The 11,547-nt window shown below is 69.0% G+C and carries 9 protein-coding genes; 6 read left to right on the top strand and 3 right to left on the bottom strand.

The features are described 5' to 3' along the window. The 3 genes from VF794_RS31940 to VF794_RS31930 all read left to right on the top strand — a co-directional run. On the top strand, positions 1-4,587 hold a 4,587-nt coding region (locus VF794_RS31940), incomplete at its 5' end, for a DNA repair ATPase (protein WP_331116898.1). 177 nt (positions 4,588-4,764) lie between these two features. Beyond that, complete coding sequence (locus tag VF794_RS31935) at positions 4,765-5,355, top strand: hypothetical protein (protein WP_331116897.1); 591 nt, start codon at positions 4,765-4,767, stop codon at positions 5,353-5,355. A 15-nt stretch (positions 5,356-5,370) separates the two neighbouring features. Next, a complete protein-coding gene (locus VF794_RS31930; protein ID WP_331116896.1) occupies positions 5,371-6,096 on the top strand; it encodes a YsnF/AvaK domain-containing protein in 726 nt (241 codons plus the stop codon). Between the two features lie 3 nt (positions 6,097-6,099). On the opposite strand, the gene VF794_RS31925 is transcribed toward VF794_RS31930, so the two are convergent. Genes VF794_RS31925 through VF794_RS31915 form a run of 3 tightly spaced genes read right to left on the bottom strand, consistent with a single transcriptional unit; the run spans position 6,100 to position 9,301 of the window. Beyond that, positions 6,100-6,855, bottom strand: a complete 756-nt coding sequence (locus tag VF794_RS31925) for a hypothetical protein (protein WP_331116895.1) — start codon at positions 6,853-6,855, stop codon at positions 6,100-6,102. Beyond that, on the bottom strand, positions 6,852-7,436 hold the full coding sequence (locus VF794_RS31920) for a hypothetical protein (RefSeq protein WP_331116894.1): 585 nt from the start codon (positions 7,434-7,436) through the stop codon (positions 6,852-6,854). The genes VF794_RS31925 and VF794_RS31920 overlap by 4 nt, the downstream gene beginning before the upstream one ends. A 26-nt stretch (positions 7,437-7,462) precedes the next feature. Continuing rightward, positions 7,463-9,301 (bottom strand): ATP-binding protein, encoded by a 1,839-nt coding sequence (locus VF794_RS31915; protein WP_331116893.1) that lies wholly within the window; start codon positions 9,299-9,301, stop codon positions 7,463-7,465. Positions 9,302-9,530: 229 nt separating this feature from the next. On the opposite strand from VF794_RS31915, the gene VF794_RS31910 reads away from it, so the two are divergent. The 3 genes from VF794_RS31910 to VF794_RS31900 form a co-directional block, all read left to right on the top strand. Continuing rightward, positions 9,531-10,682 (top strand): fatty acid desaturase family protein, encoded by a 1,152-nt coding sequence (locus tag VF794_RS31910; protein ID WP_331116892.1) that lies wholly within the window; start codon positions 9,531-9,533, stop codon positions 10,680-10,682. Between the two features lie 14 nt (positions 10,683-10,696). Next, positions 10,697-10,936 carry an Lrp/AsnC ligand binding domain-containing protein gene (locus tag VF794_RS31905; protein ID WP_331116891.1) on the top strand — a complete coding sequence of 80 codons (240 nt, stop codon included), beginning with the start codon at positions 10,697-10,699 and terminating at the stop codon, positions 10,934-10,936. 163 nt (positions 10,937-11,099) lie between these two features. Next, a partial coding sequence (locus VF794_RS31900) for a phosphate/phosphite/phosphonate ABC transporter substrate-binding protein (RefSeq protein ID WP_331116890.1) occupies positions 11,100-11,547 on the top strand: 448 nt, incomplete at its 3' end.

Raw genomic sequence — 11,547 nt, 5'->3', positions numbered from 1 at the left:
TACCTCGTCTTCAACTCGCGCACGCAGCACGTGGTGCGCATCGACGCCATCGGCCAGGCGTGCGTGCGGCTGCCGGAGGACCAGGGCATCGTCTTCCCCGGCGGCTACTACCTGCAGACGGGCGACTACAAGGTCTTCGAGGGCGAGGCTGGCGGCGCGGGCATGGAGTACAAGCGCACGCTGCGCTCGCCCAACGGCGAGGACGTGCTCTACATCTTCCACAACCGCACCGAGGGCAGCTACGTCCTCTTCCCGTACAACCTGGTGCGCAAGGAAGTGCAGAACCCGCTCGTCTGCCACGGCTTCAGCCTCTTCGCCGACGGGCGGCTGGTGGTGTTCCGCGCCACCTCGAACGACCCCACGCGCGTGCACCCCATGCAGGTGTGGCAGACGCCCTTCGTCTCGGCCGAGCACGCCGCGAAGATGCCCCCCGCGCCCGGCTACCTCGGCAAGGTGGGCAACGCCGAGCTGGTGCGCGGCATCTCCGACGCGCTGACGCTCGTGCGCGTCGCCCGCACGGACAAGCCCTCCCGGCGCACCTACGAGGACCTCGCCACCTCCTCCACCCGCATGCTCGATGCCTTCTACTGGCTCGCGCACGAGGAGACGTCGCTCCAGGAGGGGATCGAGTCCCTGCGCCGCACCTCCGAGCTCATCATCGACGAGTTCGAGAAGGTGCTCGCCCTCCAGAAGCGCGCGACGGACGCCATCACCGGGGCTCAGACGGCCCAGGAGCAGGTGCTGCTGCGCGTGCGGCCCGAGGAGCTCCAGAGCGCCGAGGGCTTCATGAATGCCCTCTCGGACCTGCGCAAGCAGCGCGGCCACCTCATCACCCTCAAGGAGATCCGCTACGTCGACGTGACGCGGATCGAGGCCCTGGAGAAGCAGGTCTCCGACGAGACGGACCGCGTCAGCTCCGACGCGGTGCAGTTCCTCCAGCGGGGCGAGGCGCTCCAGCCGCTCGCCGAGCGCCTGGACGTGCTGCTGCAGAAGCTGGAGCCGCTCCAGACGACCCGCGAGATGGAGCCGCTCGGCGAGGACATCGAGCAGGTGGGCAAGGGCCTGGAGGTGCTGAGCGAGACGGTGGGTGGCCTCCAGGTGGGCGATCCGCTGGCGCGCGCCCGCATCCTCGAGGGCATCTCCGAGCTGTTCTCCCGCCTCAACCGCGTGCGTGCGGGCCTGTCCGTCAAGCGCAAGGAGCTGGTGGGCCGCGAGAAGCGGGCCGAGTTCGGCGCCCAGTTCAAGCTGCTCGGCCAGTCGGTGGAGAGCGCGCTGTCGGTGGCGGACTCGCCGGAGAAGTGCGACGAGGGCCTCTCGCGCCTCACCGTGCAGTTGGAGGAGATGGAGGGGCGCTTCGGCGAGTTCGACGAGTTCCTCGGCCAGCTCACCCAGAAGCGCGAGGAGTTGCTCGAGGCCTTCGGACAGAAGAAGCAGGCGCTGGTGGACGAGCGCCAGCGCCGGGCGCAGAACCTCTTCGGCGCCGCCGAGCGCATCCTCGTCGGCGTCAACCGCCGGGCGAAGTCCTTCAAGGACGAGGACGAGCTCAACTCGTACTTCGCCGGCGACTCCATGGTGCAGAAGCTGCGGCAGCTCGCCGAGCAGCTTCTCGGGCTCCAGGACAGCGTGCGCGCGGACGAGGTGCTCAGCCGCGTGAAGACGGCGCGCCAGGACTCCCTGCGCACGCTGCGGGACCGCCAGGACCTCTACGAGGAGGGCTCGGGCGCGCCGGTCATCAAGTTCGGCAAGCACCGCTTCAACGTCAACACCCAGCCGTTGGACCTGACGCTGGTGCCGCGCGAGGGCGCGCTCTACCTCCAGCTCACCGGCACGGACTACGCCCAGAAGCTGGAGGGCGCCGAGCTGGAGAAGTACCGCGAGCTGTGGGAGCAGCACCTCGTCTCCGAGACGCCCCACGTGTACCGCGCCGAGTACCTCGCGGCGCAGGTGCTGCTGGACGCGGAGGAGAGCAAGGGCACCGTGACGCTCACGGCGCTGCACCAGGCGGTGCTGGAGCCGGGCGGGCTGTTGGAGAAGGTGCGCGCGTACTCGGCGGACCGGTACGACGAGGGCTACGAGCGCGGCATCCACGACACGGACGCGGCGGCCATCCTGGAGAAGCTGCTCGCGATGCACACGGGGGCGGGTCTGCTGCGCTTCGCTCCCACGCCGCGCGCCTGGGCGGCCCTCTTCTGGGCCTTCGGTGGCGAGGGCGACGAGAAGGCGCTCTTCCACCGCCGCGCGCGCAGTCTGCACCGGTTGCGCACCGCCTTTGGTGAGGCGGCGGAGTTGGTGCACCTGGGCAACGAGCTGGGTGAGCGCATCGGTGCTTTCCTCAAGGCCCTGGGCGTGGAGCATGGCCCCGCGGAATCGCGGCTCGCCGGGCGCTACCTGGTGGAGGAGCTGGGCGTGGATCGCCCGCGCCTCACCACCAGCGCCGAGGCGGTGGCGCTCAAGGACGCGCTGCTGTCGCAGTTGGACAGGTCGGGGACGCGCTCGGCCTTCGAGGACGACCTGCGCGGCCTGGAGAAGAACCTGCCCGAGCGCCTGCGCGTGGTGCGCGCGTGGGTAGAGGCGTTCCTGGCGCGTCGCGAGGGCGGCCCGGGCTCGGCGGCCCACGTGGCGACGGAGGCCGCGGTGGTGCTGCTCACCGAGCGCAAGCTGGATCGCGATGTGGCGGGTGCCCTCACGTCCACCGAGGTCCCTGGGATGCTGGGTCAGCACCCGCGCATCCAGGACCGGAAGCTGCCGCTGCGGCTGGACGAGTTCCTCGCGCGGCTGAGCGACTTCCGGCAGGTGCGCGTACCGGCCTACCACGCCTACCGCGCGCTGCTGCGGGACTTGCTGGATCGCGAGCGCCGCCGGCTGCGCCTGGAGGAGTTCACTCCCAAGGTGCTGTCGTCCTTCGTGCGCAACAAGCTGATCGACGAGGTGTACCTGCCGCTCATCGGCGCCAACCTCGCCAAGCAGCTCGGCGCGGCGGGGGAGAACAAGCGCACGGACCGCATGGGCATGCTGCTGCTCATGTCGCCTCCGGGCTACGGCAAGACGACGTTGATGGAGTACGTGGCCAGCCGGCTGGGGCTCACCTTCGTGAAGGTGAACGGCCCGGCGCTCGGCCACTCGGTGAAGTCGCTGGATCCGGCCGAGGCCCCCAACGCCACGGCCCGCCAGGAGGTGGAGCGCATCAACCTGTCCTTCGAGATGGGCAACAACGTGATGCTCTACCTCGACGACATCCAGCACACGGATCCCGAGCTGCTCCAGAAGTTCATCTCGCTGTGCGACGGCCAGCGGCGCATCGAGGGCGTGTGGAACGGGAAGACGCGCACGTATGACCTGCGCGGCAAGAAGTTCTGTGTGGTGATGGCGGGCAACCCGTACACCGAGACGGGCGACCGCTTCCGCATCCCGGACATGCTCGCCAACCGCGCGGACACCTACAACCTGGGTGACATCCTCGACGGCAAGGAGGACCTGTTCGCGCTCAGCTACATCGAGAACGCGCTGACCTCGAACAGCGTGCTGGCGCCGCTCGCCACGCGCGAGCCGGGTGACACCTACAAGCTCATCCGCATGGCGAAGGGCGAGGACGTGCCCAGCGGCGAGCTGGCCTACGGCTACGGGGCGGCGGAGCTCCAGGAGATCGTCGCGGTGTTCCAGCGGCTGTTCCGGGTGCAGGAGGTGTTGCTGAAGGTGAACCTGCAATACATCGCCTCGGCGGCGCAGGATGAGCGCTTCCGGATGGAGCCGGTGTTCAAGCTCCAGGGCAGCTACCGCAACATGAGCAAGGTCGCCGAGAAGGTGATGTCGGCGATGACGGACGACGAGCTGGAGCGGTTGATCGATGACCACTACCAGGGCGAGTCGCAGACGCTCACCACGGCGGCGGAGCAGAACCTGCTCAAGCTCCAGGAGATGCGCGGGCGGCTCAAGCCGGAGCAGGCCAGGCGCTGGGAGGAGATCAAGCAGGGCTTCGCGCGGGTGAAGCGGATGGGCGGGAAGGAGGACGATCCGGTGGCCCGGGTGACGGGTCAGCTCGGCGCGATCGAGGAGCAGCTCGGCTCGGTGGCGGACGCGGTGGTGCGGGCGGCCGAGGTGTCGCGCCAGCCCACGGGAGCGGGCCCGATGGCCGAGGTGACGCCTCGCCTCGAGGCGCTGCGCGAGGCGCTGTTGGAGCTGGCGCGCAGGGAGCTGCCGGCGCCGGTGGTGCAGGTGCCTCCGGGGACGGACCTGACGCCGTACCTGCAACACCTGGCGAAGGTGCTGCGGGTGCTGGCGGAGCGCGCGGTGGCGGCGCCGGCCCAGACGACGGACATGGGGCCGGTGATGGAGCAACTGACGCAGGCCGTGCGGACGATGGCGGATCGCCAGCCCGTGGCGACGCCCGCGCAGTCGCTGCAACGGGCGGCCTCGGCGCCGCTGCCGGCCGACATGGGCCGGCAGATCTCGCTGGTGGAGAACGCGCTGGCCCCGCTGGAGCGGATCGCCAAGCGGACGATTCAGAGCGGCGAGGAGAGCCTCAAGGCCATGCAGGTCTGGCAGGCCGTCACCGAGGCGCTGGAGCTGCTCCAGGCCATGCAGCGCTGAGTTCCGGGGCCGCCTGTCCGCCCGCCCTCGTGGCGAGGGCAGGAGCCCCTCCTGTCTGGCTGCCCTCCCGATGTGGCGTTCCGCGCGCGCTGCACCAGGGGACCGGGCTGCACATGGTGCTGGATGAGCGCCCGCCGGGGTGCTCGTGATCCGCATCCTCGAAGGAGGAGAGGCACCATGGACGAGACGCATCTAAGGACGTTCCGCCCGTGGCCAGGCGTGCGCTGGGGCGCCGTGGCCACCGGTGCGCTGCTGGGGGCCGCGCTGTGGCTGGTGCTGCTGCGCTTCGATGCACCGCGGGCGCTCGTTGACGATGTGGAGCCCGGACTCGGGCGTCGGCTGTGGTGGGTGGCGGCACCGCTGCTCGCCGCGGGAGTGGCGTCGTGGGCGGGGGCCTCCGCCTCGGCCGAGCGCGGCATCCGTGGCGCGTACCTGCACGGACTGCTCGCCTGGGCGGGCGCGCTCCTGCTGGCGGCGATGGTGGGCTCGGGCAGCGTGGGCGTGCTGCCGCAGCCGGGATGGAGCGGGCTCGCGTCGGTGGTGGGCGCGGTGGTGGGCTCGGCGCTCGGACGCGCGCTGATCGCCGGACGTGTGGCGGCCCCGTGGATGTCCGGGACCGGTCGCCGTTTCAAGAAGCGCGGAGAGCCCGCGCTCCAGTCGCGTCCGGCGCCGTGGCGTGAGGTGCGTGGAGCGCGGCGAGGCCCGGAGGAGGAGCGGCGCCCCGGTACGCACGAGGGCGCGAAGGACCTGGAGCACGATCTGCACTGACGGGAGGGGACGGGCATGGCTTCGGACGGGACGGACGAACTAAGGACGGGGCTGGCGGTGCGGGCGGCGGACGGCAGGCGCCTGGGCACGCTGGTGGGGCTCGAGGCGGGCTCCCTGGTGGTGGAGCGCGGCTTCTTCTGGCCGCAGCGCCTCATCATCTCCCGCAGTGACGTGGGGACGGTGTCGGAGGGGGAGGTGCTGCTGCTCGCGGGGGCCGCGCCACGCGAGACCTCCAGCGGGCAGGAGGGGGGCACTCCCACCTGGACGGAGCCGGCCGTCAGGCCCGAGGCGCCCGTCGCCAGCGTGCGCCCTCGAGCGGAGGAGGGTGAGGTGCGGGTGCCCCTGGCGCGCGAGGAGGTCCATTCGCGGATCCACACGCGGGACGTGGGCGCGGTGCGCGTGCGCAAGGTGGTGCGCACCGAGCTGAGGCAGCTCACGGTGGAGGTGCGGCGCGAGGAGCTCGTGGTGGAGCGCATCCCCGTGCAGCCGGGCGCGTCCGCGGACTCGGCGCGGGGCTCGGTCCCGTTCGAGGAGACGGAGCAGGTCTTCCCCTTGTGGCGCGAGGACGTGGAGGTGGTGAAGCGCCCCGTCGTCTACGAGGAGGTCCACTTGAAGAAGGCGGTGGAGCGCCGCACCTGGACCGAGCAGGTGCCCTTGCGTCGCGAGGAGGCCCGCGTGGAGGAGGAGGGCGAGACGCGGCCGGTTGCTGGCGACATGAACTCGGGGCGTGAGCAGGCGTAGGCGCTACTCGTCGTGCTCCTCCGAGAGCCTGATGAGGTCCATCTCCGCCAGCGAGGGCAAGCGAACCAGTACCCGGAGTCCGCTGTCGCGCGAGTACCCGACGGAGTAACGCTGGCCTGCGATCTGCACCCGAGCGCCGTGGGGGGGCCTGGGGTGGGAATTCAGCCAGACATCCGCCTCTTGCCGGGTAGCAAAGGAGCAGAGCGGGAGGGGGAGGGCTTTTGAATCAAGACTGCCGAGGAAGTTCTCGAAGAGGGGCGACTGGCCGCTCTCCAGGATGAACTGGAGCGCGAGCAAGGCGGTGTCGACGGACTCCTTGTCCTTGGGAGAGTGGACAGACGTACGTGCCTGGCGGAGGGCGGCAAGGGCCTCACTCATGAGGGGAGTCGGGGTCTGGATGGTCGTGGTCAGCTCGGCGCTCTCGGGGACGCGGACCAGGAATCTGGCTCCGCGCTCGAGTGTGTAACCGACAGAGTATCGGGTGCCCGCGATGGCCACGCTGTGCGCATGTCGAGGATCTCTCGGCTGCTGTAACGAGGCCTCGGCCTGCGCTCGTGTATCAAAAGGAGAGGACGAGGTAGGTGAATCGCCCTGGTTGAAACAAGCCAGGTAGTCCTCGAAGTTGTACAGGTGACCACTGCCCCAGATGAAATGGAGCGCGAGCGCCGCCGTCTTGAGCGGCTCCGAACCTGGTGGCGCGCCGATCTCCTCCTGTAGCCTCTGGAGGGCACCGCAAGCTGCGTTGATGTCGAGGCTCATGTCAGCAGTGCCATGGGGGCGAGGACAATCAATCCCGCGCCAGCGGAGATGACAACAAAGGCGACCCCCGCGGCAACAATGATGGTGCCAACCAGGACTTCCTGTTGATGGCGCCTCATCCAATCCACGGCACGATGAATGGCCGGAAAACTCAAGGCCTCCAGCTTCTGGAGCCTCAGGCAATCCATATACTCATTCAGGCATTTGTTGTCGCAGTATTCGATATGGCCATGGCTCCGACGTGCGCCATGCGGATAGGGCGGCTTGCGCCTCATGCAGTCACGGTGGCAGTCGATCTGCTCCTGGTCACAGTTTCGTGGACGGCTGGACGCAAACACGATGCGGCCTGCGTCAGAAGCGGCGCTTGCACGCAGGTCGCTCAACTCCTGCTCCCATGTCGATGCAGATTGCCAGGAGTGCTCGGCCTGCTCTCCAGGAATGAATCTGAGGACCAGAACAGACTCATACAGATCTTGAGGCAATCCTCGGGAGGGCTCCAGGGACGGATGTGTCTGGCTACCGCTGCACGCAGTGAGAACGCCGAGAAGCCCTATGATGGTGATACGGACCATGTTCAGCACTAAAACAGTTCCATGCCCGACTCGCACTAAAGACTCGCGTGGGGAGGTTCGGCGTAGGCGCTCGGGAGGGGCAGGTCCACCGTGAAGGTGGCGCCCTGACCCGGGAGGCTCTCCACGTGGATGCTTCCCCCGAGCGCGGAGACGATCTGCCACGTGATGTAGAGGCCCAGGCCCAGGCCGCCGTAGTTGCGATCGGACACCGCGCGCTCGAAGCGACCGAAGATGCGCTCCAGCGCCTCGGGAGGAATGCCAATGCCCTGATCCCGGACCACGAGCGAGGCGCGTCCGAGGTCGCTTCCCACGCGGACGTGGATGGGCCTGCCCGCCCCATACTTGATGGCATTGGACAGCAGGTTCTCCACCACCTGCTCCAGCCGGAGCCGATCCCACTGGCCGACCAACGGCCCGCCCAGGTCGAGTTCGAGCGTGCAGTGGGCTCGCTCCGCCGAGGGCTCCAATCGCGAGGCGACGCCCCGCACCAGCTCGACGAGGTCCACTGGCTCGAGCTGCAGGTCCAGCCGCCCGGTGCTGATGCGCGACACGTCGAGCAGGTCGTCCACGAGGTCCGACAGGCGCTTGACCTGCCGGCCCATCATCTCGACATCCCCGCGACGGCGCTCCGCCCAGGGTGAGTCCGCTTCGGCCCGTAGGGCCCGGGAGAAGGTCTGGAGCTTGAGAATCAAGGAGGTCAGCGGGGTCCTCAGCTCGTGTGACGCCACCGACAGGAACTCGTCGCGCAGGCGCACGGCCCGCTCCAGCTCCTGCTCCACCTTCTTCCGGTGGGTGATGTCGAGGTTGGTCCCCACCAGTCTGGTGGGCTTGCCCGAGGCATCCAATTGGACGCCGCCGTGCACGGCCATCCAGTGCGGGCTTCCGTCCGGCCACGTCACGCGGAACTCCACGTCGAACTCCCCCCGGGTGTCCTGGGCCCGACCGAACGCCTGGTGGACACGCTCCCGGTCCTCGGGGTGGATGTGTTGGAGGAAGTGCTCGACGCTCCACTGCTCGGGCCGGGTCGTGTAGCCGAAGGCCCGGTCGTGTTGCTCGCTGCGCCACGTCTTCCCGGTCGCGAGATCCACCTCCCAGATACCCACCCCGGAGACCTCGGTGGCGAGCCGCAGGCGTGCCTCGCTCGCCTCCAGCTGGCGCCGGGCGAGGACCTCGGCGGAGACGTCCACCGCGAAGGTCATCACCCCCTCGATGCGCCCTTCGGCGTCGCGCATGGGCTGGTAGGTGATGTCGAAGAAGGTCTCCTCCCTCGCTCCCGTGCCGGCATGTTTGAAGAGGAGCGGGAGCCCCTTTCCCACGAAGGGCTCACCGGTCTGGTACACGCGGTCGAGCAACTCGTAGACACCCTGTCCCTCGAATTCGGGAACAGCCTGGCGGAGGGGCTTGCCCTCCAGCTCCCGGGGGCCCGTCACCTTGTAGGTGTGCGGGTGGACGAATTCGAAGACGTGCTCGGGCCCCACCTGGGTGTTGACGATGGCGGGCGCCTCCATGAAGAGCCGGCGCAGCCGTTGCTGCTGGGCCTTGGCGTGCGCCCGATCGGCCTTCGCACGGACGTTCAACAGGGTGATGAGGAGGGAAATGAGCACGAAGATGGAGACCGAGACGAGGTCCTTCGGGCCCAGGGAGAACGCATACCGCGGGGGCAGGAAGAAATAGTCCGCCGCCAGGGCGGACAGGCCGGTGGCCAGCACCCCGGCTCCGCCGCCGCCTCGGTACCCTGAGAGCATCACGGCGGCGAAAAAGAGGAGGAAGGGCGTGGTCTGCACGTAGGGCTGGAGCAACAACTGCACGAGCAGGGCAAGGCCCGTGACGAGGGCCGCGAAGCCGTAGCGCGGCAGGGAGGTGGTGACCTTCAATCCAGGACCTCGCGGAAGGGTCGGACCAGCCGGTGCTGAGCCTGCTGTAAGGTAAGCAGCGCAACCCACATGGGCGGGCAGGCTAGCGGGCTACCATCCGAGCGTGCGAACCCCTTCCCGGAACCACCCACCCACGGGTAGCGTGCGCCCCCGAGCACCCATCGGCGGGCCCGCTCATCTTGTTCCCCCCATCCCGCTCCGCCCGCCCCGAGTCTCCGAGGTCCCCCGCATGTCCCGCGCCACCCCTGACTTCGATCCCACGTCCGTGGACGTGGAGGGCTTCCTGCGCGACATCCGCGCGCTGCGCACCGAGGTCGATGCCTCCGTCAGCGAGGCGGACCACGCCCACCTGCGCCGCATCGAGCGCTGGGGCCGCACGGCCACGGTGCTCGGGCTGGCCACGTGCTGGCTGATGCCCAATCCGCTGAGCGCACTGGGCCTGGGCTTCGGCCGCTCCACGCGCTGGCTGCTCATGCACCACGTGGGGCACCGCGGCTACGACCGCGTTCCGGGTGCTCCCGTCGAGCGCACCAGCAAGGGCTTCGCCAAGGGGCGCCGCCGCTTCCTCGACTGGCTCGACTGGATCCTCCCCGACGCCTGGGTCTACGAGCACAACGTGCTCCACCACTCGTTCACCGGCGAGGACGCGGATCCGGATCTGCTCGAGCGCAACGCCGAGGGCTCCCTGCGTGATCCGAACCGCCCGCTCGCGCTGCGCTACCTCCAGCTCGCGCTGCTCGCCATCACCTGGCGGGCCAGCTACTACGCCCCGGAGACGCTCGCCTCGCTGCGGCGCAAGCACCGTCCCAACGGGCCACTCACCCGCGCGGAGTGGCGCGAGGTGCTGCTGAGCGGCTACGCGCCCTACATCGCCTGGAACTTCGTCCTGCTGCCCGCGCTCTTCCTGCCGCTGGGCGCCTGGGCCGCCTTCAGCGCCCTGTGCAACTCGCTCATGGCCGAGGTGATCACCAACGTGCACACCTTCCTCGTGGTGGGGCCCAACCACACCGGCGAGGACCTGTACCGCTTCGACTCCTCCCCGGAGGGGCGTGGCGAGCGCTACCTCCAGCAGGTGATTGGCAGCGCCAACTACCGCACGGGCGGGGATTGGAACGACTACCTCCACCTGTGGCTCAACTACCAGATCGAGCACCACGTCTTCCCGGACCTGTCGATGCTCCAGTACCAGCGCGTGCAGCCAAAGCTGCGCGCCCTGTGCGGGAAGTACGGCATCCCCTACGTGCAGGAGAGCGTCTGGACGCGCGCGCGGAAGATGGTGGACATCATCGTGGGCAAGAGTTCCATGCGTCGGCTCGCGCGCCTCGGTGCGGCGGCTCCCGCGTCGGCTCCGGCCTCGGGTCCGATCCCCGACGTGGCGTGATAGGGTGAGCCCCCGTGCACACCATCTTCGTCATGATCAAGTGTGAGCTGGGGCAGACCTACAAGACCGCGGCGATGATCGTCGATCAGGTCGATGAGGCCGCCGAGGTCCACTCCACCTCGGGCGGGTACGATCTGCTGGCCAAGTTCCATCTCGACAAGGACCAGGACATCGGCCGCTTCGTCACCGAGCGCATCCAGACCCTGCCCGGCATCAAGGACACCTACACCATCACCACCTTCAGCGCCTTCTGAGCGGTCGTCCTACATCCAGGGACTCCTGGAGTACCCCGACAGTCCATCCCATCCAGTGAACCTGGGAAATTGTGCAATCCCATGTGGAATTGTGCATGATGGGGGACACAAACGGCTCGGCGTCTGCCCGAGGTCGTGGGGGGCATGAAGGAGGACTCCACTCGTGACGGCGTCGACCACCCCCATCCGGTTCATGATCTACCCGTCCCTGGGAGATGTGAGGGATCACGTCCGGGTCGATCTGTTCGGGCGGGTGTTGTCCGAGCGTTTGGGACGGCCCGTGGTGGTGGAGCTGGCGGCCACGTACGAGGTGCTGGAGACGGAGCTGGCGGCGGGCCGGGTGGACATGGTCTGGGGCACGGCGGAGCAGTGCACGGCCTTCGAGCCGCAGGCGCGCGCGGTGCTGCGCGCGGTGCGCTCGGGGAGCTGGCACTACCACGCGGCCCTGGTGTGCCGGGCCGAGGAGCCCCTCTCCCTGGAGACGCTCGAGGGCAAGCGCGTCGCCTGGGTGGCCCCGCGCTCCACCGGCGGGCACCTGCTGCCCGTGCGTCACCTGGAGAAGCAGGGCGTGCGCACGAACGAGGTGTTCTCCCAGCAGCGCTTCCTGGGCA

The sequence above is a fragment of the Archangium sp. genome (assembly GCF_036389735.1).
Classification (GTDB): Bacteria; Myxococcota; Myxococcia; order Myxococcales; family Myxococcaceae; genus Archangium.
This window is presented reverse-complemented; position numbering and strand designations above follow the sequence as displayed.